This is a genomic window from Micromonospora sediminicola (genome assembly GCF_900089585.1).
GTDB classification, from domain to species: domain Bacteria; phylum Actinomycetota; class Actinomycetes; order Mycobacteriales; family Micromonosporaceae; genus Micromonospora; species Micromonospora sediminicola.
Genome location: NZ_FLRH01000004.1, coordinates 194,880 through 218,618, shown reverse-complemented (window position 1 = coordinate 218,618; position 23,739 = coordinate 194,880). Strand labels below are relative to the sequence as shown.

The window sequence follows — 23,739 nt, the reverse complement described above, 5'->3', positions numbered from 1 at the left end:
CCGGTGTGACAGGGGCGGAGCGGGACACCGGGTACGGCGGCGACGGCGGTCTGGCGGACGGGCTGGACCGCCTCTGGACGCCGCACCGGATGACCTACATCTCCGGCGAGGACCGGCCCGAGGGCGGATACGAGAAGCCGACCGGCTGCCCGTTCTGCCTGGCGCCCGGCCTGCCGCCGGAGGAGAGCCTGGTGGTCGCCCGGGGCGAGCACGTCTTCGCGGTGCTCAACCTCTATCCGTACAACCCCGGGCACCTGCTGGTCTGCCCCTACCGACACGTGGCCGACTACACCGACCTCGACGCGCCGGAGACGGCCGAGCTGGCCGTGTTCACCAAGGACGCCATGCGGGTGGTCCGGCACGTGTCCAGCGCGCACGGGTTCAACCTGGGCATGAACCAGGGCGGGGTGGCCGGCGCGGGGATCGCCGCGCACCTGCACCAGCATGTGGTGCCGCGCTGGGGCGGCGACGCCAACTTCATGCCGGTGATCGGCCGCACCAAGGTGCTGCCGCAGCTGCTCGCGGACACCCGGGACCTGCTCGCCAAGGCGTGGCCGGCCTGACCCGGGCCCACCCCGACAGTACGATCTTGCGCATGGCCCTGCTGCACCGCGCGGAACTGCGCCCCTCGAAACTGGAGCTGCTCGTCGGCTGGCTGCCCGGCCGGTCCTGGTTCGCCGGCGCGGCCGGCGCCCCGGTGACCCGGGTCGCGGCGTACCGCTTCGACGACCCGGCCGGCGAGGTCGGCATGGAGACGCTGCTCGTGCGTGCCGGCGAGGGCCCGGTGCTGCAGGTGCCGCTGACCTACCGGGGCGCGCCGCTGGCCGGCGCGGAGCGGTTCCTGGTCGGCACCGTGGAACACTCCGTGCTCGGACGTCGCTGGGTGTACGACGCGTGCGGCGACCCGGTCTACCTGCCGGCGCTGGCCGCCGCGGTGCTCGCCGACGCCGGTCAGGCGCAGGAGTACTTCGAGGTCGACGGCGAACGGCAGGTACGCGAGCCGAGCATGACCGTGTCGGGCAGCCGCACCGACCGGACGTGGCCGGCCGGGCCGGCCGACGCGGTGGTCGACGGCGACCCGACCCTGATCCGGGCCGGGGGCGCCGAGCTGGCCCTGGTCCGGCGTCCCGTCCCGGCCGACACCGACGCCGTCGGCGCGCCCGTCGCGGGCCGGCTCACCGGCGCCTGGCCGGGGCAGGACGCCCCGGTGTTGCTGGCCTACGCGGGCTGACGTCCCGGCCGGTTCGCCCGTCTCGGGTCACCGGTCGCATCCCGACCCGTGTCGGTGGCCCCGGCGTCGGGGCGCTTCCCCGGCTCTTGCCTGGTCCGGCTCTTGCCTGGTCCGGCTCCTGCCCGGTCCGGCTCTTGCCGTGACCGGGCGTGGCGTGGTCCAGCTTTTGCCGTGACCGGGCGTGGCGCGGTCCGGCCTGGCGTGGCCTGGTCCGGCTTGGTCGGCTTGGCCACGGTTCGGTCGGCCTGGCCCGGCGTGATCGGCCTGCCCGCGCGGGCAGGCCTGCCGGCCGGAGCGTGGACCTACCGCCCCAGAGCGATATACCGGAGAGTCATAATTATGACTCTCCGGTATGTCGCTCTCCTCGAAAGGCTTTCCCTCTCCCGTTACGCAGGGTGACAGCGGTCGGGCACCCGGGGTGACGAAGCCGCCCACGCGTGCGGGGAAGGTGACAGGATTCGGCGATGGCAGTCAGCACGCGGCCGCTGGGTCGCAGCGGCATCGAGGTGAGCGCACTCGGCATGGGGTGCTGGGCGATCGGCGGCCCGTGGGCCGAGGGCGCCCGGCCGCTGGGCTGGGGCGCGGTCGACGACGACGAGTCGGTGCGGGCCGTCCGCCGCGCCCTCGACCTCGGGGTGACGCTCTTCGACACCGCCGACACCTACGGCGCCGGGCACGGCGAGCGGGTGCTCGGGCGGGCCCTCGCCGGCCGGCGCGACCAGGCGGTGATCGCCACCAAGTGGGGCTACACGTTCGACGAGCGGACCCGGCAGGCCACCGGGGAGAACGCCTCGCCGCAGTACCTGCGCCGGGTCGTGGTCGACTCGCTGCGCCGGCTGGACACCGACCGGATCGACCTCTACCAGCTGCACCTCGGCGACCTGCCGCTGCCCCGCGCCGAGGCACTGGTCGGCACGCTGGACGACCTGGTCGCCGACGGGCTGATCCGGGCGTACGGGTGGAGCACCGACCGGGCCGACCGGGCCGCGGCCTTCGCCCAGGTCGCCAGCGGCGCCGCCGCCGTGCAGCACGCGCTGTCGGTGCTCCGGGACGCCCCGGCCATGCTGGCCGCCTGCGACAAGCACGACCTGGCCAGCCTGGCCCGGGGGCCGCTCGGAATGGGGCTGCTCACCGGCAAGTACACGCCGGAGTCGACGCTGCCCCGCGACGACGTACGCGGTCTCGGGCCGACCTGGCTGGAGTGGTTCCGCAGCGGCCGGCCGGCCCCCGAGTGGCTGCGCCGGGTGGCCCGGGTCCGGGACGCGCTCACCGCCGACGGCCGGACCCTGGCCCAGGGGGCGATCGGGTGGATCTGGGCGCGCAGCGACCGGGCCGTACCGATCCCCGGCGCCCGCACGGTGGCCCAGGTCGAGGAGAACGCGGCCGCGCTGGCCTGGGGCCCGCTCGCGCCGGACCACTTCGCCGAGGTGGAGCGGCAACTGGCGGCGGTACGCTCGGCCGCCCTCCGCGACGCCGACCGCCCCCACTGGCCGATGCCGCCGGTCCCCTCCGCGCGCCCCTGACGCGACCGTCAGGACCGGGTGGAGGACTCCTTGCGGGCCTGGTCGGCCAGGTGGGCGGGCATGGGTTCGTGGCGGGCGAACTCGCGCCGGAACGTGCCGGTGCCGGCGGTCATCGACCGCAGCTCCACCGCGTACCGCAGCAGTTCGGTGGCGGGCACCTCGGCGCGGACCAGGGTGCGGCCCTCGGCGTCCGGGTCGGGCTCGGTGCCGAGCACCCGGCCGCGCCGCCCGGACAGGTCGCCCATCACCGCGCCGACCGAGGAGTCGGCCACCCGGACGGTGATCTCGTCGACCGGTTCCAGCAGCGTCGGCTGACCCTTCTCGGCGGCGTCGCGCAGGGCCAGCGCGCCGGCGGTCTGGAACGCGGCGTCGGAGGAGTCGACGCTGTGCGCCTTGCCGTCGACGAGCGTCACCCGCAGGTCGACCACCGGGTGACCGGCGACCAGGCCGCGCTCCATCTGGGCCCGGACGCCCTTCTCCACCGAGGGGATGTAGTTGTGCGGGACCGCGCCGCCGACCACCCGGTCGACGAACTCGAAGCCGGCGCCCCGGGGCAGCGGCTCCACCTCGATGTCGCAGACCGCGTACTGGCCGTGGCCGCCGGACTGCTTGACGTGCCGGCCGTGCCCGCGTGCGGCAGTGGTGAGGGTCTCCCGCAGCGCCACCCGGACCGGTTCGGTCTCCAGCTCGACCCCGCCGCCGCGCAACCGGTCGAGCACCACGTCCGCGTGCGCCTCGCCCATGCACCAGAGCACCAGCTGGTGGGTCTCCGGGTTGCGCTCCAGCCGCAGCGTCGGGTCACCGGCGACGAGCCGGGACAGGTTGCGCGCCAGCGCGTCCTCGTCGGCCCGGCTGCGCGCCACCACCGCCACCGGCAGCAGCGGCTCGGGCATCTCCCAGGGCGCGACCAGCAGCGGCTCGTCCTTGGCGGAGATGGTGTCGCCGGTCTCCGCGCTGCCCGACTTGGTGACCGCGCAGAGGTCACCGGCGACGCAGGCCGGCACCTCGCGCAGGGTCGCGCCGAGCGGGCTGTAGACGTGGCCGACCCGCTCGTCGGCGTCGTGGTCCGGGTGGCCCCGCTCGGCCATGCCGTGCCCGGACACGTGGATCACCTGGTCGGGGCGGAGCGTGCCGGAGAAGACCCGGACCAGCGAAACCCGCCCGACGTGGCGGTCGACGGTCGTCTTGACCACCTCGGCGACCAGCGGGCCGTCCGGGTCGCAGGTCAGCGGGGGGCGGGGCGAGCCGTCCACCCCGGTGACCGCCGGCAGGTCGTGCTCCAGCGGCGACGGGAACGCCGTCACCAGACCGTCGAGCAGCGCGTCCAGGCCGACCCCGGTCTCCGCGCAGACCGGCACCACCGGGTAGAAGTGGCCGCGGGCGACCGCGGTCTCCAGGTCGGTGATGAGCACCTGCGGGTCGATCTGCTCGCCCCCGAGGTAGCGGTCCATCAGGGTCTCGTCCTCGCTCTCCGCGATGATCCCCTCGATCAGCTCGTCGCGTGCCTCCTGGATGGCCGGCAGGTGCTCCGGGTCCGGCTCGCGCACCGCCGCCGGCAGCCCGGCGGAGTAGTCGAACACGCGGCGGGTGATCAGGCCCATCAGGCCGGCCACCGACTCGCCGTCGTCGCCGAGCATGGGCAGGTAGAGCGGCAGCACGTTGTCGCCGAAGACCCGCTGGCAGAGCGCGACGGCCTCGTCGAAGTCGGCGCGCGGGTGGTCGAGCCGGGAGACGGCCACCGCGCGCGGCATGTCCACCGCGGCGCACTCCTCCCAGAGCGCGGCGGTGGCGGCGTCCATCCCGTCCACCGCCGAGACCACGAACAGCGCCGCGTCGGCGGCGCGCAGCCCCGCGCGCAGCTCGCCGACGAAGTCGCCGTAGCCCGGCGTGTCCAGGAGGTTGACCTTGACGTCGCGGTGCGTCAGCGGGGCGCAGGCCAGGCTCACCGAGCGTTGCTGGCGCACGGCGGCGGGGTCGTGGTCGCAGACCGTGGTGCCCTCGGTGACCGAGCCGGCCCGGCCGATCGTGCCGCTGGCCGCCAGCAGCGCCTCGACCAGGGTCGTCTTGCCCGCGCCGGAGTGCCCGACGAGCACCACGTTGCGAACCCTGCCGGGTTCGGTCACCACCGGCGCGCCGCCGGTGACACCCTTCTCGTTCTTCTGCGCCATCGCGGCGCACCTCCCTCAACCGGTGGTGGTGGCGACCGCCGCGGGCGACGGGGGAGCGGACCCGGACGGGCGCCGCGGCGATATTTTCCGGTGATCTGCTGCTGGACGGGAACGCGGACCGGTGATCCGGTGAACTGGCTCACCTCCTGGCTCGATCTCACACCCGCGCCGGTGCCGGCACAAGGGTCGTCGGGCGGGTCGTCCGCCCGGCTGTGTCCCCGGCCGCTGCCGGCCGTTATCGTGGGACCGCCATGGCGAAGATCTTCCAAGTGACGGCCCGCGCGGGCATGACCCGCGTCGTGGAGCCGATCGCGCGCGGACTGCTCCGCGCGGGCGTGTCCCCCAACGCGGTCACCGTGACCGGCACCGTCGGCGTGCTCGTCGGCGCGCTCGGCTTCGGCGCGCGCGGCCACCTGGTCGCCGGCGCGCTGATCGTCACGGTCTTCGCCCTCACCGACCTGCTCGACGGCACGATGGCCCGGATGAGCGGCGGCTCGACCCGGTTCGGGGCGTTCCTCGACTCGAGCATGGACCGGGTCGCCGACAGCGCGGTCTTCGGCGCGGTCGCCTACTGGCTGGCCACCGAGCACGACCACTCCGGCGTGGCCGCGGCGCTGATCTGCCTGGCCGCCGGCGGCCTGGTCTCCTACGTGAAGGCCCGGGCCGAGGGGCTCGGCATGACCTGCAACGTCGGGATCGCCGAGCGCACCGAGCGGCTGCTCATCGTCGGCGTCGGCGGCCTGCTCACCGGCGTCGGCGTCCGCCCCGCGCTGGAGATCGCGCTCTGGCTGCTCGCCGCCGTCTCGATCTTCACGGTGGGGCAGCGGATGGCCCACGTGTACCGGCAGGCCCAGCGGGTCGGCGCGGAGTGAACCTCACCGAGGCGGGCTTCGTCGCGGGCTGGCGCCTGATCCGGGCGCTGCCCCGGCCCGTCGCGGCCGCGGCCTTCCGGGCGGGCGCCGACCGCGCCCACCGCAGGGACGGCGGGGGTACGCGTCGACTGCGCGCCAACCTGCGCCGGGTGGTCGGCCCGGAGCTGCCCGAGGCGGAACTGGACGCGCTGGTCCGCGCCGGCCTGCGCTCGTACGCCCGCTACTGGATGGAGGCCTTCCGGCTGCCGGGCCTGGACCGGGCGGAGATCCTCGCCGGGTTCCGCCTCGACGGCGCCGACAAGCTCGCCGCGGACGTGGCGGCCGGGCGCGGCGCGGTGGTGGCGCTGCCGCACGCCGGCAACTGGGATGCCGCCGGCGCCTGGGTGGCGGCCACCGGCTGGCCGATGACCACCGTGGCCGAGCGGCTTCCGGACGGCGTCTACGAGCGGTTCGTCGGGTTCCGGGAGGGGCTGGGGATGGAGATCCTGCCCAACCGCGGCGGCCCGCGTCCCGCGTTCGACGTGCTGGTGGACCGGCTGCGCGCCGGTTACGTGGTGCCCCTGCTCGCCGACCGGGACCTGTCGGCCCGGGGCGTGGAGGTGGACTTCTTCGGCGGCCGGACCCGGATGCCGGCCGGTCCGGCGCTGCTGGCCATCCGCACCGGCGCCCCGCTCTACGTGGCCTCGATGTGGTACGAACCGGACGCGGCGTGCGCGTCGATCGAGGGCCCGCTGCCGCTGCCGGCCGAGGACAGCGCCCCGCTCGACGAGCGGGTGCGCGTGGTGACCCAGCGGATTGCCGACGGTCTGGCGGCGGGCATCGCCCGGCATCCGGAAGACTGGCACATGCTGCAGCGGATGTGGCTGGACCAGGGTCCGCAGGGCGCGCCCACGTCGGCGCAGCCGCCGGCCACCACCGGGACGGTCTAGAGGGGGCGCAAGTGCGGATCGGCATCGTGTGCCCGTACTCCTTCGACGTCCCGGGCGGGGTGCAGAACCACGTCATGGACCTGGCCGAGGCGCTGCTCGGGCTCGGCCACGAGGTGAGTGTGCTGGCCCCGGCCGACGAGGACGCGCCGTTGCCGCCGTACGTGGTGTCGGCGGGCCGGGCCGTGCCGCTGCCGTACAACGGTTCGGTGGCCCGGATCGCGTTCGGCCCGGTCTCCACCGCCCGGGTGCGCCGTTGGATCACCCGCGGCGACTTCGACGTGCTGCACGTGCACGAGCCGCTCACCCCGAGCCTGTCGATGCTGGCGGTGCTCTGCGCCCGCGGCCCGGTGGTGGCCACCTTCCACACCGCGATGACCCGCTCCCGGGTGCTCTCCGCCGCGCAGGGGGTGCTGCGGATCGTGCTGGAGCGGATCACCGCCCGGATCGCGGTCAGCGCGCTCGCCCGCAAGGTGCAGGTCGAGCACATGGACGGCGGCGCGGTGGAGATCCCCAACGGGGTGGCGGTGGCGAAGTTCGCCGGGGTGGCGCCGCTGCCCGACTGGCCGGGGGAGTGCGGCCCGGGCGCCGGCGGCACGCTGGGGTTCCTGGGCCGGTTCACCGAGCCGCGCAAGGGCTTCCCGATCCTGCGCGACGCGTTCGTCGCGCTCGCGCCGCGCCGCCCCGGGCTGCGCCTGCTGGTGGCCGGCCCGGGCGACGCCGACGAGCTGTACGGGCGGTTCCCGGCCGACCTGCGCGACCGGGTCACGTTCCTCGGCCTGGTCTCCGAGGCGGACAAGGCACGCATGCTGCGCAGCGTGCACCTCTACGTCGCACCGAACACCGGCGGGGAATCCTTCGGGATGATCCTCACCGAGGCGCTCGCCGCCGGCACCACCGTGGTCGCCAGCGACCTGGACGCGTTCCGCAGGGTGCTCGACGGCGGGCGGGCCGGCCGGCTCTTCCCGACCGGCGACGCGGTGGCGCTGGGCGCGGCGCTGACCGAACTGCTCGACGACGACGGCCAGCGGGCCGGGCTGACCGCCGCCGGCGACCAGGTGGTGGCGAATTTCGACTGGCCCGTGGTTGCCCGCCGCGTTCTGGAGGTATACGCAGCCGCGATCGAGGCCACCGACGGCCGGGTCATGGACCAGGAGTGGGCGGGGCTGGGCTGACCGCGGTGGCCGGTGGGGCCGCTGTGACGAGCGCGTCGACCGGTGCCCGCGCCGGCCGGCCGGGATGAGGAGCAGCACTACGATGCCGGGCATGTGGTGGGTGGTGGGCGCGGCCCTGGTGCTCGGGCTGGTCTCGGCGTACCTGATCTGGACCTCCGGCCGGGTGCAGCGGCTGCAGGTCCGGGCGGACTCGGCGGCCCGCGCGCTCGACGCGCACCTGCTGCGCCGCGCGGCCGCCGCCGCGGTGCTGGCCGAGCAGCGGTACGGCGTGGAGCTGTACGCCGCCGCCCGGATCGCGCTGGACGCCGCCCCGGAGGAGCGCGAGGCCGCCGAGAACGACCTCACCCGGCAGTTGCGCGCGGTCCGGCTGGACCCGGACGACGCGGCCTGCGCGGCGGTGATCGCGGCGAGCCGGCGGCTGGCGCTGGCCCGGCAGGTGCACACCGACCTGGTCCGGGACGCCCGGTCGGCCCGGAGCCGTCCGGTGGTGCGGCTGTTCCGGATGGGACGGGGGCGGGAGTGGCCCCGCTACTTCGACATCGACGACCCGACGGTGGTCCCGCGCGCGGACGTCACCACCGGCTGACCGGGCCGGGGCTCGTGACGGCGGCCACAGGGCAGGCCACCGGGGGGCCGATTGGCTGTCGGAGCGGCGTCGCGCCGGTCGTAGCATTCCAGCGCAGCCCCCTCCCCAGCCCGTCGAGGAGCGATGACCCGTGTCTGAATCCACCGCACCGACCACCGACGCCACCGTCGGCACCGCCCGCGTCAAGCGCGGCATGGCCGAGATGCTCAAGGGCGGCGTGATCATGGACGTGGTCACCCCCGAGCAGGCGAAGATCGCCGAGGACGCCGGCGCCGTGGCCGTGATGGCCCTGGAGCGCGTGCCGGCCGACATCCGCGCCCAGGGCGGCGTGTCCCGGATGAGCGACCCGGACATGATCGACGGCATCATCTCGGCCGTCTCCATCCCGGTGATGGCCAAGGCCCGGATCGGCCACTTCGTCGAGGCGCGGATCCTCCAGGCGCTCGGCGTCGACTACGTCGACGAGTCCGAGGTGCTGACCCCGGCCGACTACGCCAACCACATCGACAAGTGGGCGTTCACCGTCCCGTTCGTGTGCGGCGCGACCAACCTGGGCGAGGCGCTGCGCCGGATCACCGAGGGCGCCGCCATGATCCGCTCGAAGGGCGAGGCGGGCACCGGGGACGTCTCCAACGCCACCACCCACATGCGCAAGATCCGGCAGGAGATCCGCCGGCTCCAGACGCTGCCGGCCGACGAGCTGTACGTCGCGGCGAAGGAGCTGCAGGCCCCGTACGAGCTGGTCAAGGAGGTCGCCGAGCGGGGCAAGCTGCCGGTCGTGCTGTTCACCGCCGGCGGCATCGCCACCCCGGCGGACGCGGCCATGATGATGCAGCTCGGCGCCGAGGGCGTGTTCGTCGGTTCGGGCATCTTCAAGTCCGGCAACCCGGCCCAGCGGGCCGCCGCGATCGTCAAGGCGACCACGTTCCACGACGACCCGGACGTGCTGGCCAAGGTGTCGCGCGGTCTGGGCGAGGCGATGGTCGGCATCAACGTCGACGAGATCCCCCAGCCGCACCGCCTCGCCGAGCGCGGGTGGTGAACCGAAGGAAGGGCCCCTTCTTAACGCCTCCGGTAGAGGCGGGGCCCCTTCTTAACACCTCGAAGGGAGCGGTGTGACCGGACCGGTGATCGGCGTGCTCGCGCTTCAGGGCGACGTACGCGAGCACGTCGCGGCGCTGGCCGGCGCGGGCGCCGACGCCCGGGCGGTGCGCCGGCCGGGCGAGCTGGACGCGGTCGACGGCCTGGTGGTGCCCGGCGGTGAGTCGACCACGATCAGCAAGCTGGTGGACATCTTCGAGATGCGCGAGCCGATCGACAAGCGGATCGCCGCCGGCATGCCGGTCTACGGCTCCTGCGCCGGCATGATCATGCTGGCCACCGAGGTGCTGGACGGCCGCCCCGACCAGCGCGGCTTCGCCGGCATCGAGATGACCGTCCGGCGCAACGCGTTCGGCCGCCAGGTCGACTCGTTCGAGGCGCCGGTGACGCTCGCCGGGGTCGACGGCGAGCCGTTCCACGCGGTCTTCATCCGCGCGCCCTGGGTCGAGCGGGTCGGCCCGGGCGTGGAGGTGCTCGGCCGGGTCACCGACGGCCCGGCGGCCGACCGGATCGTCGCGGTCCGTCAGGGGAACCTGCTGGCCACGTCGTTCCACCCGGAGCTGACCGGCGACCTCCGCCTGCACCGTCACTTCGTCGACGTGGTCCGGGCCGCCGCCTGACGGCCGCCGACCACGCCGAGCGCGGCGCCGGCCGTCGTGGCGGTGCGCCCGTGGGTGCCGGCCGGCCGTGGCCTCGGTAGGATTGCCGGGTTCGGCTCCGGCGCGGGCTGCGGACGCGGGCGTGGATCACTAACGGAGGTACTCAGATGTCCGGCCACTCAAAGTGGGCGACCACCAAGCACAAGAAGGCCGTGATCGACGCCAAGCGCGGCAAGATGTTCGCCAAGCTGATCAAGAACGTCGAGGTGGCGGCCCGCGCCGGCGGCGGCGACCCGGCCGGCAACCCGACCCTCTACGACGCCATCCAGAAGGCGAAGAAGAACTCGGTCCCGAACGACAACATCGACCGCGCGGTCAAGCGCGGCTCCGGGCTGGAGGCGGGCGGCGCCGACTGGCAGACGATCATGTACGAGGGCTACGGCCCGAGCGGCGTGGCGATGCTGATCGAGTGCCTCACCGACAACCGCAACCGCGCCGCCACCGAGGTGCGCACCGCGCTGACCCGCAACGGCGGCTCGCTCGCCGACGCCGGCTCGGTGTCGTACATGTTCTCCCGCAAGGGCGTGGTGATCGTGCCCAAGGCCGACACCAGCGAGGACGACGTGATGATGGCCGTCCTCGACGCCGGCGCCGAGGAGGTCAACGACCTCGGTGAGGCGTACGAGGTGGTCTCCGAGCCGGGCGACCTGATCGCGGTGCGCTCCGCCCTGCAGGACGCCGGGATCGAGTACGAGTCGGCCGAGTCCTCCCTGATCCCCAGCGTGAACGTGCCGCTGGACGAGGAGGGCGCGCGCAAGATCTTCAAGCTGATCGACGTGCTGGAGGACTGCGACGACGTGCAGAACGTCTACGCCAACTTCGACGTCTCCGACGAGGTGATGGCCGCGGTCGGCTGACCCGGACCGCCACGACGGCCCGACACCCGGACCTCCCGGGCGTCGGGCCGTCGTCCATGGTGGACGTCGCGATGCTCGTCGCGGCCCGTCGTCAGTCGCTCGTCGCGCGCTCGGCGATGGCCGGCAGGGCGCGCGCGAACGAGGCGAGGCTCTTGTACGGCTCGCCGTCCAGCACCCGCGCGGCCAGCCCGAACGGGAAGCCGGTCACGCCCAGCGCGGAGACCGCCGGTGCCCCCGGCGACCTCTCGTGCGCGACCCACTCGCCGGCGTAGGCGCGGACGACCACCTCGCCGGTGTAGGCCCCGATCAACCGCCACCACAGGTCCAGGCGCTCCTCGGCCAGCGGACCGTCGGCGATCAGGTCGGCGCACACCCCGTCGAGCGTCGACAGACTCTCGGGCGACCAGTCCAGCCGGTGGCCGAACTGCCGGGACACCAGGTCGACGCACTCGTCGGCGAGGGCGCGCAGGTGGGTCGGGTCCGTACTCATGGTCGGCGATCCTCGCACAGGTCGGACCGGCACCGCCGCCCCGCCGGCAGGTCCCGGGCCGGGCGGGGGCGGCCGCGGTCAGCCGACCGTCTCGCGCTGCCGCCAGGCCGCACGCACCGACGTCCGCCCGTTGGTGCGCAGCAGCGAGCCCTGGTAGATCCGCGCCCCGGCGGCGAGGAAGCCGGCCGCCGCGACCAGCAGCAGCGCCAGCGCCACGAACGGCTCCCAGGTCGCCGCGTCGCCGGTGAACAGCCGCACCGGCATCGCGGTCGGCGCGGACAGCGGCAGGTACGACAGGATCCGCATCGCGGTGGCGTTGTCGTTGAGGAACACCACCGCGAAGAACGGCGCCATCACCGCCAGTTGCACCGGGGTGGACGCGCCGGCGATGTCCTCCTGCCGGTTGACCAGCGCGCCGGCGGCCGCCCACATCGCCGCCAGCAGCAGGAAGCCGAGCAGGAAGAAGGGCACGAACCAGCCGAGCGCGGGGGCGACCAGGGCGAGCAGGTCCCCGCCCCCGGTCAGCCGCAGCCCGGCCACGGCGGCGACCGCGATCAGCGCCACCTGTCCCAGCGCCAGCGCGCCGGCGGCGACGATCTTGCCGGCCAGCAGCGCCCGGACCGGCACGGCGGCGACCAGGATCTCCACGATCCGGGTCTGCTTCTCCTCGGTGACACTCTGCGCGACCTGGATGCCGAAGGTCTGGGACATGATGAAGAAGACGAACGCGAAGGCGAACGGCACCAGGTAGGCGGTGACCGGGTCCACCGCGTCGGGGTCGAGCAGCCGCACCTGCGGGGCCACGCTGAGTGCCTGGACCACGTCGTCCGGGGCCCGCTGGTCGCCGAGCACGGTCGGGCCGGCGACCAGCGCCGCGTCCGCGTCGCCGTCGCGCACCGCCCGCTCGGCGGCCGCGTCGTCGGCGACCACGAGGACGTCCAGGCCGGCCGCGCGCAGCGGGCCGGCGGCCGCGGCGGGCGCCGCCACCGTGGACGGTCCGCCCTGCAGCATCGCCGGCAGCACCGTGGAGGCGATCGCGATGAGCAGGAAGACCAGGGTGCCGTAGAGGAACGTCTTGTCGCGCAGCTTGACCTTGATCTCGCGGGCGGCGACCAGCCGGGTGGCCTGGTAGGTGTTCACTGGTTGACCTCTCGGAAGATCTCGGCGAGGGACGGGGTGACCGGGTGGAAGGCGCGCACCGGGCCGCGGGCCAGCGCCGCGCGCAGCACGGACTGGTCGTCGACGGTGGGTTCCAGGTCGAACACCGCGCGGGCGCCGTCGAGGTCGACCAGCTCCACGCCGGCCTGGTCCCGCAGCCAGCCGGCGTCGCCGTCGACCACCAGTTCGAACCGGGGCAGGGTGTACGCGGCGCGCAGCTCCTCCCGGGGGCCGGCGGCCCGGATGGTGCCGCCCGCGATGATCACCAGGTCGTCGCAGAGCCGTTCCACCACGTCGAGCTGGTGGCTGGAGAAGAGCACGGGCGCCCCGGCGGCGGCCCGTTCCCGCAGCACCGCGACCACCGTGTCGACGGCGAGGGGGTCGAGCCCGGAGAAGGGCTCGTCGAGGATCAGCACCTCCGGGTCGTGCACCAGCGCGGCGGCGATCTGCGCCCGCTGCTGGTTGCCCAGCGACAGCGTCTCCAGCAGGTCGTCGCCGCGCTCGCCGAGGCCGATCCGGTCCAGCAGCGCGTCGGTACGCCGGCGCGCCGCCGGCGCGTCCAGCCCGTACAGGCGGCCGAGGTGGGCCACCTGCTCGCGGGTGGTCATCTTCGGGTAGAGGCCCCGTTCCTCCGGCATGTAGCCGAACCGCCGCCGGGCGTCCCGGGTGAGCCGGTCGCCCCGCCACGTCACCTGCCCGGCGTCGGGGGCGAGCACGCCGAGGATGATCCGCATCGTGGTGGTCTTGCCGGCGCCGTTGCCGCCGACGAACCCGGTCAGCCGGCCGGCGGTCACGTCGAAGGTGACGTCGGAGAGCACCTGACGTCCGTCGAAGCTGCGGTCGACGCCGTCCAGGTGGAGCACGCTGGTCATGCGCCCGACGCTACGGTCGGGCGGGCGCGACGGCGTCCCACCAGGGGTTGATCATCGGGGTCCGCCGCACGGCGGATGCCGTCAGCCGCCGGGCCGCACGATGCCGTGCTCGTACGCGAAGATCACCGCCTGGACCCGGTCCCGTAGTCCCAGCTTGGCCAGCACCCGGCTCACGTGGGTCTTCACGGTCGCCTCGCCGACGTGCAGGACGGCGGCGACCTCCGCGTTGCTGGCGCCCCGCGCCACCAGCGCCAGCACCTCACGCTCCCGGGGGGTCAGTTCCGCCGTCGCGGCGTCGTGCCGAGGGTCGGGCGGCGCGGCACCGGGACGGGCGAAGGTGGAGATCACCCGGCGGGTGAGCGCGGGCGCGATCAGTCCCTCCCCGCGCGCCACCACCCGGACCGCCTCGACCAGATCCTCCGGGGTGCCGTTCTTGAGCAGGAAGCCGCTCGCCCCGGCGCGCAGCGCCGCGAAGAGGTAGTCGTCGCGGTCGAAGGTGGTGAGGATCAACACGGCCGGGCCGTCGCCGGTGGCATCGTCGGTGATCCGGCGGGTCGCCGCCAGCCCGTCGAGCACCGGCATCTCCACGTCCATCAGCACCACGTCCGGTCGCAGCGCGGCGGCCATCGCCACCGCCCGCTCCCCGTCGGCGGCCTCCCCGACCACCTCGATGTCGTCCTCCACCTCGAGGATGATGCGGAAGCCGCTGCGGACCAGGTGCTGGTCGTCGACGAGCAGGACCCGGACCGGCCCGTCCGGCGCCGGCCCGGTCACGCCGCTCGCCCGGCCGTCTCGGGGGCCAGCGGCAGACGGGCCCGCACCCGGAAGCCGCCACCGGCCCTCGGCCCGGCCTCCAGCTCACCGCCGTGCGCGGTGGCCCGCTCACGCATGCCGATCAGGCCGAGTCCACCCCCACCGCCGGGCCCTCCGCCGCGCCCGTCGTCGCTCACGTCGACCTCCAGCTCCCGGTCGAGGTAGCGGATCCGCACGTCCAGCGACGTGGCGGACGCGTGCTTGACCACGTTCGTCACCGCCTCCTGCACGATCCGGTACGCCGCCTGGGACACCGAGCGGGGCAGCGGCGTCGGGTCGCCGTACACCCCGAGCCGGGTCCGCAGCCCGGTCTCGCGGGCCCGGTCGACCAGCGCGGCGACCTGCTCGATGCCGGCGGTGTCGGTGGGCCCGGCGCCGGACGTGACGCTCGGGTCCCGCAGCACGCCGAGCATCCGGCGCAGCTCGTCCACCGAGGTGCGGGCCGTCTCCTCGATGGCGGTCAGCGCGGTACGCGCCTTGTCCGGGTCGCGGTCGAACACCCGCCGGCACGCGGCGGCCTGCACGCCCATGACCGACACGTGGTGGGCGACCACGTCGTGCAGCTCCCGGGCGATGCGGACCCGTTCCCCCATCACCGCCCGCTCGCGCGCCTCCTCCTGCGAGCGGCGCAGCTGCTCGGCCTGCTCCCGCAGCTCGTGCCGGCGGCGCGCGGCCACCCAGGCGGTCTGGCCGGAGTAGTAGGCGAAGGCGAAGAACAGGACGTTGTACAGAACGCCGTTGATGACGGCCGCGAGCACCGGCGGCACCGGGCCGGCGGCGCCGTCGAAGGCGCTCGCCGAGAGCTGGTCGGCGCGCAGCGCGAGCGACAGTCCCAGCCAGCCGAACATCGCGCCGATGATGGCGACCCGGACCCGCCCGGCCAGTCGCCGGTCGGTGCCCCAGGCGCCGAGGGTGTAGAGCGCGGCGAAGAGCGCCCCCGACGGGAGCTGGGACAGCGGGACCGCCCGGGCCTGCCCGGCGATGAAGGCGATCGAGATGAACACCGCGACCGCGGTGGGCCACCGTCGGCGCAGGGCCAGCGGCGCGGTCGCCGCCGCCGTCCAGAAGATCTGTTCGGCCAGGCTCGGCGGCAGACCGAGCAGGAACGCCCCGGTGCTGCGGGCGAGGGTCAGCTCGAACAGGGCCAGCACGGTGACTCCGAGGCCGATCCAGAGGTCGGTGCGGAGCTGCTCGGCGGTGGGACCCGGCCGTCGCCAGCCGGTGGTGGTCGCGGTGCTCACCGTACGACCATGCCACCCGCCCCCGCCCGCCCCGACCGCAAGGGCACCCCCGCCACCCGACCCACCCTGATCGACGAGGGAAACCGGGCTGACCGGGGCGCGGGTGGGGGCGTAGCCTGCCTCGGTGCTCGTACCCGATCTGCCGCTGCGCACCGGGCGCCTGGTGCTGCGCGCCTTCACCACGGCCGACCTGGCCGTCGTCCGGGACTACCGGGGCCGCCCGGAGGTCACCCGCTTTCTCTACCAGGAGCCCTACGACGACGAGTCGGTGCGGCCGGCGATCGACCGGATGGTCCGCCGGACCGCGTTGCGGGCGCCGGGCGACGTGCTCCAGTTGGCGGTGACGCTGCCCGACACCGGCGTGGTCGTCGGGGACGTGCTGCTGAACTGGACCAGCGGCGAGCACCGGCAGGGCGAGATCGGCTACGCGGCCCACCCGGACCACACCGGTCGGGGGTACGTCACCGAGGCGGCCCGGGAGCTGCTGCGACTCGGCTTCGACGGGTTGGGCCTGCACCGGATCGTCGGTCGGCTGGACGCCCGCAACACGGCCTCCGCCCGGGTGCTGGAGCGGTTGGGCATGCGGCGCGAGGCGCACCTGCGGGAGAACGAGTTCGTCAAGGGGGAGTGGACCGACGAGGCGGTCTACGCCCTGCTGGCACGGGAGTGGCGCGCGACGGCCTGAAGCCCGGCGTACCCGAGGGCCCGGCGCGCCCGGTGCGGGCGGCGCCGGGCCGGTCGGGACCTCAGCGGCGGGCGCGAACCGCCTTGACCGCGCTGTCGATCACGTCCCAGACCGCGATGACCACGGTGACCACCACGGCGATCCGGGCGACGTCGTCCGCCCCGCCCTCGCGGAGCCAGGCGAACCGCTCGACCAGGTCCGGGTTGAGCATCCGGTCGGTCAGCAGCAGCCACACCACCGGCGCCGCGAACGCCAGGTTGAGCAGCGCGTTGACCGCGACCAGCGGCCAGGTCCACCGGCCCGACCGGTACTTCGCGATCTCCAGACCGACGGTGGCCAGCAGCACCACGATCAGCGCCGGGAGCCAGAAGCTCCAGAGCGCCGGGTCGAGCACCGGCAGCCGGGAGCCGTCGCCGCTGGCCCAGTGCTGGAAGTGCTGCCCGACGAGGACGCCGACCGTGCCGAGCAGGAACACCACGGACGCCACGCTGTCCGGCTGGCTGATCTGCCGGTCGTGGGTCTCCTCCGGGAGTTGGTCGACGGTCCACTCGGGCAGGCCCAGCGGGGTCCGGGTGCGCTCCAGGACGGCGAAGGACAGCGTGACCCAGAACGCGATCTGCACGGCCGTCTGCAACGCGCTGGCGATGCCGGCGCCGATCGCCGCGCCCGGTTCGCCGCCGACCGTCGCCTTGACCACGCCGGTGACCACGCCGACGATCGCCGGGATCCAGGTGAGCAGCATCCGCAGCACCCGCCACCAGAGCAGGTAGTAGCGCGGGCCGATGAGCTGGAGCGTGCGGTCGCTGTAGCGGGCCGCGAGCTGCTCGGGGTTGCCCATCTCGGTGAGCACCTCGCGCTCGGCGGAGGCGTGGTCCTGCCCGCCGGCGGTCCGGTCGTCGATCATGTCGGCGATGGAGGCGCGCAGCTCCTCGGCGAGCTCGGCGCGGCGCGGGGCCGGCACGGTGCGCAGGGTGGCCGCGAGGTAGCGGTCGGTCAGGGAACTCATCGCCCTACTCCTTCGATCAGCTGGGTGACGGACGTCTGGACCGCGGTCAGGTCGTCGAGCAGGCGGCCCAGCACCGTCTCGCCGTCGTCGCTGGTGCGGTAGAACTTGCGCGGCCGGCTCTCCTCGGTGTTCCACTCGCTGGTCAGCAGGCCCTGTTCCTCGAGCCGGCGCAGCAGCGGGTAGAGCGTGTTGGCGTCGACCGCGAAGCCGTGCGCGGCCAACCGTTGCAGCAGGGCGTAGCCGTAGTCGGGGCGGCGCAGGGCGACCAGGCTGGCCACCACGATCGTGCCGCGTCGCAGCTCCTGGAGGTGGGTCCGGAGGACCTCGTCGGTGACCATGTGACACACGATAGTGTGTGCCACACACCATTGCAAGCAGATACACCGTCGTGTGGCATACACCGGTCCGTCGGGAGAGACGCCGGCCACCCCCGGCGCGGACGGTGGAGCCGGTCGGACCGCCTCGGTAGGGTGGGTCGGTCGACTCCGACGCAGCTTGATCCACAACCCGGGGGGCGCCACGCATGGGCGATTCGTTCGCGCATCTGCACGTACACACCGAGTACTCGATGCTCGACGGGGCGGCCCGGCTCAAGGACCTATTCGCCGAGGCGGCGCGGCTCGGCATGCCGGCGGTGGCGATCACCGACCACGGCAACATGCACGGCGCGAACGACTTCTACAAGCAGGCCATGGCCGCCGGGGTCAAGCCCATCCTCGGCGTCGAGGCGTACGTGGCGCCGGAGTCGCGCTTCCACAAGGCACGGGTCAAGTGGGGACGCCCCGAGCAGAAGAGCGACGACGTCTCCGGCAACGGCGCCATCACCCACATGACCATGTGGGCGGCGAACCGCACCGGCCTGCACAACATGTTCCGGCTCAACTCCCGCGCCTCCATGGAGGGCCACTACGTCAAGTGGCCCCGGATGGACATGGAGCTGATCGCCGAGCACGCCGAGGGCATCATGGCCACCACCGGCTGCCCGTCCGGCGCGGTGCAGACCCGGCTGCGGCTCGGCCAGTTCGACGAGGCGCTCAAGGTCGCCGCCGCCTACCAGGACATCTTCGGCAAGGACAACTACTTCCTGGAGATCATGGACCACGGCCTCGACATCGAGCGCCGGGTCCGCGACGGGCTCACCGAGATCGCCCGCAAGCTCGACATCCCGCCGGTGGTCACCAACGACTCGCACTACACCCACGAGGCCCAGGCCGAGGCGCACGACGTGCTGCTGTGCGTGCAGACCGGCAGCAACGTGGCCGACCCGAACCGGTTCCGGTTCGAGGGCGGCGGCTACTTCGTCAAGTCCGCCGACCAGATGCGCGCGGTCGACTCCTCCGAGCTGTGGCAGCAGGGCTGCCGCAACACGCTGCTGGTGGCCGAGAAGGTCGACCCCACCGGCATGTTCACCTTCCACAACCTGATGCCACGGTTCCCGATCCCCGACGGCGAGACCGAGGAGTCCTGGTTCCGCAAGGAGACGTTCGCCGGGCTCAAGCGCCGCTTCCCGAACGGCATCCCGGAGGGCCACGTCGTCCAGGCCGAGTACGAGCTGGGCGTCATCATCCAGATGGGCTTCCCGTCCTACTTCCTCGTGGTCGCCGACTTCATCCAGTGGGCCAAGAACCAGGGCATCGCGGTCGGCCCGGGCCGTGGCTCGGCCGCCGGCTCGCTGGTCGCGTACGCGCTGGGCATCACCGACCTGGACCCGATCCCGCACGGCCTGATCTTCGAGCGGTTCCTCAACCCCGAGCGCGTCTCGATGCCGGATGTCGACATCGACTTCGACGAGCGCCGGCGCGGTGAGGTCATCAAGTACGTGACCGACAAGTGGGGCGAGGACAAGGTCGCGCAGATCGCCACGTTCGGCACGATCAAGGCGAAGGCCGCGATCAAGGACTCGGCCCGCGTGCTGGGTTTCCCGTACGCGGTCGGCGACCGGATCACCAAGGCCATGCCCCCGGCGGTGATGGGCAAGGACATCCCGCTGTCCGGCATCTTCGACCCGAAGCACCCGCGCTACGCCGAGGCGGGCGAGATCCGGGGCCTCTACGAGTCCGACCCGGACGTCAAGAAGGTGATCGAGACCGCGAAGGGCATCGAGGGCCTGATCCGGCAGACCGGCGTGCACGCGGCCGGCGTCATCATGTCCGCCGAGCCGATCATCGAGCACATCCCGCTGATGCGGCGTGACTCCGACGGCGTCATCATCACGCAGTTCGACTACCCGACCTGCGAGTCGCTCGGGCTGCTGAAGATGGACTTCCTCGGCCTGCGCAACCTGACGATCATCGACGACGCGGTGAAGAACATCCGGCTCAACCACAACCTGGAGCTGGACCTGCTGGGTCTGCCGCTGGACGACCGGCAGGCGTACGAGCTGCTCGCCCGCGGTGACACGCTGGGCGTCTTCCAGCTCGACGGCGGGCCGATGCGCTCGCTGCTGCGGCTGATGAAGCCGGACAACTTCGAGGACATCTCGGCCGTGCTGGCGCTCTACCGCCCCGGCCCGATGGGCGTCGACTCGCACACCAACTACGCGCTGCGCAAGAACGGCCTCCAGGAGATCACCCCGATCCACCCGGAGCTGGAGGAGCCGCTGCGCGAGATCCTCGCCCCGACCTACGGCCTGATCGTCTACCAGGAGCAGGTGCAGCGCGCCGCGCAGATCCTCGCCGGCTACACGCTCGGCCAGGCGGACCTGCTGCGCCGGGCGATGGGCAAGAAGAAGAAGGAGATCCTGGACAAGGAGTTCATCCCGTTCCGGGACGGCTGCCGCGAGCGCGGCTACTCCGACGAGGCCATCCAGGCGGTGTGGGACGTGCTCGTCCCGTTCGCCGGCTACGCGTTCAACAAGGCCCACTCCGCCGCGTACGGCCTGGTCTCCTACTGGACCGCCTACCTGAAGGCGCACTACCCCGCCGAGTACATGGCCGCGTTGCTCACCTCCGTCGGTGACGACAAGGACAAGATGGCCATGTACCTGTCCGAGTGCCGCCGGATGCGCATCCAGGTCCTCCCGCCGGACGTGAACACCTCGGCCGGCCCGTTCACCCCGGTCGGCAAGGAGATCCGCTTCGGTCTCGGCGCGGTGCGCAACGTCGGCGCGAACGTGGTCGCCTCGATCATGCGGTGCCGCGACGAGAAGGGCGACTACACCGACTTCTACGACTTCCTGTCCAAGGTGGACGCGGTGGTCTGCAACAAGAAGACCATCGAATCGCTGATCAAGGCCGGCGCGTTCGACTCGCTCAACCACCCCCGCAAGGGCCTGCTGGCGGTGCACGCCGACGCCATCGACGCGTACGCCGACGTCAAGCGCAAGGAGGCGGTCGGCCAGTACGACCTGTTCGGCGCCGGCTTCGGCGACGCGGACACCGGCGGCAGCACGACCGTCATGCCGGTCATCGGCGAGGGGGAGTGGGACAAGCGCGACAAGCTCGCCTTCGAACGCGAGATGCTCGGCCTCTACGTCTCCGACCACCCGTTGTTCGGCCTGGAGCACGTGCTCGGCGCCGCCGCGGACACCACCATCGCCGCGCTCTCCGAGGAGGGCACCGTGCCCGACGGCGCGGTCGTCACCCTCGCCGGCATCCTCTCCGGCGTGCAGCGCCGGGTCACCAAGCAGGGCCGGGCCTGGGCCTCGGCCACTCTGGAGGACCTGGCCGGCGGCGTGGAGACGCTGTTCTTCCCGAACACCTACGAGGTGATCGGGCAATACATCGCCGAGGACGCCATCGTGGTGGTCAAGGGCCGGGTGGACCGGCGCGACGACACCCCCCGGATCATGGCGATGGACATGTCCATGCCGGACGTCACCAGCAACCCGGCGAACAAGCCGGTCACCCTGACCATTCCGGTGCACCGCTGCACCCCGCCGCTGGTCGAGCGGCTGAAGGAGACGCTGGTGCTGCACCCGGGCGACTGCGAGGTGCACGTCAAGCTGCTCAACGGCGGCAAGGTCACCACGCTGCGCCTCGGCCCGTTCCGGGTCGCGCCGACCACCGCCCTGATGGGCGACCTGAAGAGCGTGCTGGGCCCGGCCAACGTGAGCTGACCGGCGGTGACGTCAGGTCGGCCGATACTCCATCTCCGGCCGGCCCGGCGTCCCGTACCGGGGTGTGCGGGCCGCGCGCTCCACCGACACCAGATACTCCAGGTAGCGTCGCGCGGTCACCCGGGAGATCCCGGTACGCGCGCCCACCTCTGTCGCGGAGCGGCCCTGCGCGCCGAGCGCCGCCAGCACCGTGTTCAGGGTCTGCTCGTCCAGCCCCTTCGGCAGCGTGTGCGCCGCCGCGCCGCGCAACGTGGCGAACATCCGGTCCACCTCGTGCTGCGCGGCCACCTCGCCCTCGGCCAGCGCGTGCCGCCGGTACTCCGCGTACCGCTCCAGCTTGTCGCGGAACGCGGCGAAGGTGAACGGCTTGAGCAGGTAGTGGGTGACCCCGAGGGAGACCGCGGTCCGCACCGCCGCCAGGTCCCGCGCCGACGTCACCGCCAGCACGTCGGTGCCGCTGCCGGACGCCCGCAACGCCCGGCACACCTCCAGCCCGTGCAGGTCGGGCAGGCGGAAGTCGAGCAGCACCAGGTCGACGTCCGCACCCCCGCCGGGCCGCAGCGCCGCCATCGCCTCCCGGCCGGTGTGCGCGACGCCGACCACCACGAAGCCCGGCACCCGCTCGGTGTACGCCTTGTGCGCCTCGGCCAGCACCGGCTCGTCCTCCACCACCAGCACCCGGACGTCGCTCACCGGGCGTCCCTCCGGGGCAGCGGCAGCCGGACCGTGAAGACCGTTTCGCCGTCGTCGGTGCGGGTCACGTCGGCCGTGCCGCCGTGTCGGCGGACCACCTGCCCCACCAGGGCGAGCCCGAGCCCTCGGCCGGCGCTCTTGGTCGACCAGCCGCGCCGGAACGCGTCCGCCACCCGCTCCGGCGCGAGGCCGGGGCCGCTGTCACCGACGCGTACGGTCAACTCGTCGTCACCGGCGCCGACGAAGACCCGGACCCGGCGCGGCGGCGGGCTGCCGGCCACCGCGTCGAGCGCGTTGTCGACCAGGTTGCCGACCACGGTGATCAGATCCGTGCCGGGCAGCGGGCTGCCGTCGAGCCGGCAGTCCGGCTCGATCACCAGGTCCACGCCGCGCTCGCCGGCCCGCGCCGACTTGCCGAGCAGCAGCGCGGCCAGGGCCGGTTCGGTCACCGCGCCGACCACCCGGTCGGTGAGCTGCTGGGCGAGCGCCAGGTCGCGGGTGGCCAGCCGGACCGCCTCGTCGGTGCGGCCCAGCTCCACCAGCGTCAGCACGGTGTGCAGCCGGTTCGCCGACTCGTGGGTCTGCGCCTGCAACGCCTCGGTCAACGCGCGTACCGAGTCCAGCTCGCTGGCCAGGTTGCGCAGCTCGGTCTGGTCGCGCAGGGTCAGCACGGTCCCGAGCACCGCCCCCTCGAAGCGGGTGGTCCGCTGGTTGGCCACCAGCACCCGGTCGCCGGCCAGGACCGGCTCGTCGTGCGCGTCCCGGCCGGCGGCCAGCAGCTCGGCCACCGCCGGCGGCAGGTCGATCGCGGCCACCGGCCGGTCGGTCACCGCCGCGTCGTCGGCCAGCCCGAGCAGCCGCCGCCCCTCGTCGTTGACCAGCGCCACCCGCCGGTCCCGGGTCAGCACCAGCAACCCTTCGCGTACGGAGTGCAGGACAGCGTCGTAGTACTCGTACATCCGGGTCATCTGGGCCGGGCCGAGTCCGTGGGTCTGCCGGCGCAGCCGCCGGCTGAGCAGCCAGGAGCCGGTGGCCGCCAGCGCCAGCGCCGGTACGGCCGCGCCGAACAGCACCGGGGCCTGGGCGAGCAGCTTCCGGTTGATCGCCCGGGTGGTGATGCCGACCGAGACCAGCCCGATGACGTGGTCGTCGTCCCCGTACACCGGGACGACCGCGCGCACCGACTCACCGAGCGTGCCGACGTTGGTCACGGTTAACGCCTCGCCGGCCAGCGCCGGGCCGATGTCGCCGATGAACGGCCGACCGATCAGCTCGGCGGTCGGGTGCGAGTAGCGGGTCCGGTCCGGGGCCATCACCACCACGAAGTCCGTTCCGGTGGCCACCCGCGTCGCCTCCGCGTACGGCTGGAGCGTGGCCGACGGGTCGGGGGCGGTGAGGGCCGCGCGAACGCTGGGGGAGCGGGCCACGGCCTGGGCCACGGCCAGCACCTCGTCCTCGGCGGCCTGGTGGGAGTCGTTGCGGGCGAGCCAGACCGCGCCGCCGGCGCCGGCCAGGACGAGCAGCGTCACCACCACCGCCTGGAGGGCGAACAGCTGCCCCGCGATGCTCCACTGCCGCCGCGCCATCGTGTCAGTGTGGCGCACCCGCACGGCGGTGTTTCGCCCT

General features: G+C 73.6%; 22 protein-coding genes. 12 read left to right on the top strand and 10 right to left on the bottom strand.

What is annotated here, in order from left to right; genetic code table 11:
* The first annotated feature begins 5 nt into the window (after window positions 1-5).
* The 3 genes from GA0070622_RS22410 (at window position 6) to GA0070622_RS22400 (ending at window position 2,754) form a co-directional block, all read left to right on the top strand.
* Window positions 6-563 (top strand): HIT family protein, encoded by a 558-nt coding sequence (locus tag GA0070622_RS22410; RefSeq protein WP_091578242.1) that lies wholly within the window; start codon window positions 6-8, stop codon window positions 561-563.
* Window positions 564-595: 32 nt separating this feature from the next.
* The gene (locus GA0070622_RS22405; RefSeq protein ID WP_091583759.1) at window positions 596-1,231 is read left to right on the top strand and encodes a CG0192-related protein; all 636 of its coding nucleotides are present in this window, start codon (window positions 596-598) and stop codon (window positions 1,229-1,231) included.
* 464 nt (window positions 1,232-1,695) lie between these two features.
* On the top strand, window positions 1,696-2,754 hold the full coding sequence (locus GA0070622_RS22400; RefSeq protein WP_091578239.1) for an aldo/keto reductase: 1,059 nt from the start codon (window positions 1,696-1,698) through the stop codon (window positions 2,752-2,754).
* A gap of 8 nt (window positions 2,755-2,762) precedes the next feature.
* Here the strand turns inward: GA0070622_RS22400 and GA0070622_RS22395 are convergent, their stop codons facing one another.
* The gene (locus GA0070622_RS22395; protein WP_091578236.1) at window positions 2,763-4,922 is read right to left on the bottom strand and encodes an elongation factor G-like protein EF-G2; all 2,160 of its coding nucleotides are present in this window, start codon (window positions 4,920-4,922) and stop codon (window positions 2,763-2,765) included.
* 251 nt (window positions 4,923-5,173) lie between these two features.
* On the opposite strand from GA0070622_RS22395, the gene pgsA reads away from it, so the two are divergent.
* The 7 genes from pgsA (at window position 5,174) to GA0070622_RS22360 (ending at window position 11,098) form a co-directional block, all read left to right on the top strand.
* Complete coding sequence (pgsA, locus tag GA0070622_RS22390) at window positions 5,174-5,794, top strand: phosphatidylinositol phosphate synthase (protein ID WP_091578233.1); 621 nt, start codon at window positions 5,174-5,176, stop codon at window positions 5,792-5,794.
* Window positions 5,791-6,723 (top strand): phosphatidylinositol mannoside acyltransferase, encoded by a 933-nt coding sequence (locus GA0070622_RS22385; protein ID WP_091578230.1) that lies wholly within the window; start codon window positions 5,791-5,793, stop codon window positions 6,721-6,723. Before pgsA ends, GA0070622_RS22385 begins: the two co-directional genes overlap by 4 nt.
* Before the next feature lie 11 nt (window positions 6,724-6,734).
* Window positions 6,735-7,895: a glycosyltransferase family 4 protein gene (locus GA0070622_RS22380; RefSeq protein ID WP_091578227.1), complete on the top strand. Its 1,161-nt coding sequence runs from the start codon at window positions 6,735-6,737 to the stop codon at window positions 7,893-7,895.
* Window positions 7,896-7,977: 82 nt separating this feature from the next.
* Complete coding sequence (locus tag GA0070622_RS22375; RefSeq protein ID WP_091578224.1) at window positions 7,978-8,481, top strand: hypothetical protein; 504 nt, start codon at window positions 7,978-7,980, stop codon at window positions 8,479-8,481.
* A 130-nt stretch (window positions 8,482-8,611) separates the two neighbouring features.
* Complete coding sequence (pdxS, locus tag GA0070622_RS22370; protein WP_091578220.1) at window positions 8,612-9,523, top strand: pyridoxal 5'-phosphate synthase lyase subunit PdxS; 912 nt, start codon at window positions 8,612-8,614, stop codon at window positions 9,521-9,523.
* A 73-nt stretch (window positions 9,524-9,596) separates the two neighbouring features.
* Window positions 9,597-10,202 carry a pyridoxal 5'-phosphate synthase glutaminase subunit PdxT gene (gene pdxT, locus GA0070622_RS22365; RefSeq protein WP_091578217.1) on the top strand — a complete coding sequence of 202 codons (606 nt, stop codon included), beginning with the start codon at window positions 9,597-9,599 and terminating at the stop codon, window positions 10,200-10,202.
* 146 nt (window positions 10,203-10,348) lie between these two features.
* Window positions 10,349-11,098, top strand: coding sequence for a YebC/PmpR family DNA-binding transcriptional regulator (locus tag GA0070622_RS22360; protein ID WP_091578214.1), 750 nt, complete (start codon window positions 10,349-10,351; stop codon window positions 11,096-11,098).
* Window positions 11,099-11,189: 91 nt separating this feature from the next.
* On the opposite strand, the gene GA0070622_RS22355 is transcribed toward GA0070622_RS22360, so the two are convergent.
* The 5 genes from GA0070622_RS22355 to GA0070622_RS22335 all read right to left on the bottom strand — a co-directional run bounded on the left by GA0070622_RS22355 (window position 11,190) and on the right by GA0070622_RS22335 (window position 15,672).
* Complete coding sequence (locus GA0070622_RS22355; RefSeq protein WP_091578212.1) at window positions 11,190-11,588, bottom strand: hypothetical protein; 399 nt, start codon at window positions 11,586-11,588, stop codon at window positions 11,190-11,192.
* A 78-nt stretch (window positions 11,589-11,666) separates the two neighbouring features.
* A complete protein-coding gene (locus GA0070622_RS22350; protein WP_091578210.1) occupies window positions 11,667-12,728 on the bottom strand; it encodes an ABC transporter permease in 1,062 nt (353 codons plus the stop codon).
* Window positions 12,725-13,618 (bottom strand): ABC transporter ATP-binding protein, encoded by an 894-nt coding sequence (locus GA0070622_RS22345; RefSeq protein ID WP_091578207.1) that lies wholly within the window; start codon window positions 13,616-13,618, stop codon window positions 12,725-12,727. The genes GA0070622_RS22350 and GA0070622_RS22345 overlap by 4 nt, the downstream gene beginning before the upstream one ends.
* 81 nt (window positions 13,619-13,699) lie before the next feature.
* Window positions 13,700-14,392: a response regulator gene (locus tag GA0070622_RS22340; protein ID WP_091578205.1), complete on the bottom strand. Its 693-nt coding sequence runs from the start codon at window positions 14,390-14,392 to the stop codon at window positions 13,700-13,702.
* Window positions 14,389-15,672, bottom strand: coding sequence for a sensor histidine kinase (locus tag GA0070622_RS22335; RefSeq protein ID WP_091578202.1), 1,284 nt, complete (start codon window positions 15,670-15,672; stop codon window positions 14,389-14,391). Before GA0070622_RS22335 ends, GA0070622_RS22340 begins: the two co-directional genes overlap by 4 nt.
* 124 nt (window positions 15,673-15,796) lie before the next feature.
* Here GA0070622_RS22335 and GA0070622_RS22330 point away from each other — a divergent pair, with 124 nt between their 5' ends.
* Window positions 15,797-16,357 (top strand): GNAT family N-acetyltransferase, encoded by a 561-nt coding sequence (locus GA0070622_RS22330; RefSeq protein WP_091578199.1) that lies wholly within the window; start codon window positions 15,797-15,799, stop codon window positions 16,355-16,357.
* A gap of 61 nt (window positions 16,358-16,418) precedes the next feature.
* Here GA0070622_RS22330 and GA0070622_RS22325 read toward each other — a convergent pair whose 3' ends face one another.
* Both GA0070622_RS22325 and GA0070622_RS22320 read right to left on the bottom strand, forming a co-directional pair.
* Window positions 16,419-17,363: a permease prefix domain 1-containing protein gene (locus GA0070622_RS22325; protein WP_091578196.1), complete on the bottom strand. Its 945-nt coding sequence runs from the start codon at window positions 17,361-17,363 to the stop codon at window positions 16,419-16,421.
* On the bottom strand, window positions 17,360-17,701 hold the full coding sequence (locus GA0070622_RS22320) for a PadR family transcriptional regulator (protein WP_091578193.1): 342 nt from the start codon (window positions 17,699-17,701) through the stop codon (window positions 17,360-17,362). The genes GA0070622_RS22325 and GA0070622_RS22320 overlap by 4 nt, the downstream gene beginning before the upstream one ends.
* Window positions 17,702-17,886: 185 nt before the next feature.
* Between GA0070622_RS22320 and dnaE the strand changes: the two genes are divergently transcribed.
* Window positions 17,887-21,420 (top strand): DNA polymerase III subunit alpha, encoded by a 3,534-nt coding sequence (gene dnaE, locus GA0070622_RS22315; RefSeq protein WP_091578190.1) that lies wholly within the window; start codon window positions 17,887-17,889, stop codon window positions 21,418-21,420.
* A 12-nt stretch (window positions 21,421-21,432) separates the two neighbouring features.
* On the opposite strand, the gene GA0070622_RS22310 is transcribed toward dnaE, so the two are convergent.
* Together GA0070622_RS22310 and GA0070622_RS22305 are read right to left on the bottom strand one after the other, a co-directional pair.
* The gene (locus tag GA0070622_RS22310; protein WP_091578188.1) at window positions 21,433-22,113 is read right to left on the bottom strand and encodes a response regulator; all 681 of its coding nucleotides are present in this window, start codon (window positions 22,111-22,113) and stop codon (window positions 21,433-21,435) included.
* The gene (locus tag GA0070622_RS22305) at window positions 22,110-23,699 is read right to left on the bottom strand and encodes an ATP-binding protein (RefSeq protein ID WP_091578185.1); all 1,590 of its coding nucleotides are present in this window, start codon (window positions 23,697-23,699) and stop codon (window positions 22,110-22,112) included. The genes GA0070622_RS22310 and GA0070622_RS22305 overlap by 4 nt, the downstream gene beginning before the upstream one ends.
* Window positions 23,700-23,739: the final 40 nt, after the last annotated feature.

Bases quoted from the DNA above. Each gene is read 5' to 3' on its own strand.
- GA0070622_RS22360 (WP_091578214.1), top strand. From the start codon at position 10,349: ATGTCCGGCCACTCAAAGTGGGCGACCACCAAGCACAAGAAGGCCGTG.
- GA0070622_RS22305 (WP_091578185.1), bottom strand. From the start codon at position 23,699: ATGGCGCGGCGGCAGTGGAGCATCGCGGGGCAGCTGTTCGCCCTCCAG.
- GA0070622_RS22405 (WP_091583759.1), top strand. From the start codon at position 596: ATGGCCCTGCTGCACCGCGCGGAACTGCGCCCCTCGAAACTGGAGCTG.
- GA0070622_RS22395 (WP_091578236.1), bottom strand. From the start codon at position 4,922: ATGGCGCAGAAGAACGAGAAGGGTGTCACCGGCGGCGCGCCGGTGGTG.
- GA0070622_RS22400 (WP_091578239.1), top strand. From the start codon at position 1,696: ATGGCAGTCAGCACGCGGCCGCTGGGTCGCAGCGGCATCGAGGTGAGC.
- GA0070622_RS22355 (WP_091578212.1), bottom strand. From the start codon at position 11,588: ATGAGTACGGACCCGACCCACCTGCGCGCCCTCGCCGACGAGTGCGTC.
- pgsA (WP_091578233.1), top strand. From the start codon at position 5,174: ATGGCGAAGATCTTCCAAGTGACGGCCCGCGCGGGCATGACCCGCGTC.
- dnaE (WP_091578190.1), top strand. From the start codon at position 17,887: ATGGGCGATTCGTTCGCGCATCTGCACGTACACACCGAGTACTCGATG.
- GA0070622_RS22325 (WP_091578196.1), bottom strand. From the start codon at position 17,363: ATGAGTTCCCTGACCGACCGCTACCTCGCGGCCACCCTGCGCACCGTG.
- GA0070622_RS22320 (WP_091578193.1), bottom strand. From the start codon at position 17,701: ATGGTCACCGACGAGGTCCTCCGGACCCACCTCCAGGAGCTGCGACGC.
- GA0070622_RS22375 (WP_091578224.1), top strand. From the start codon at position 7,978: ATGCCGGGCATGTGGTGGGTGGTGGGCGCGGCCCTGGTGCTCGGGCTG.
- GA0070622_RS22345 (WP_091578207.1), bottom strand. From the start codon at position 13,618: ATGACCAGCGTGCTCCACCTGGACGGCGTCGACCGCAGCTTCGACGGA.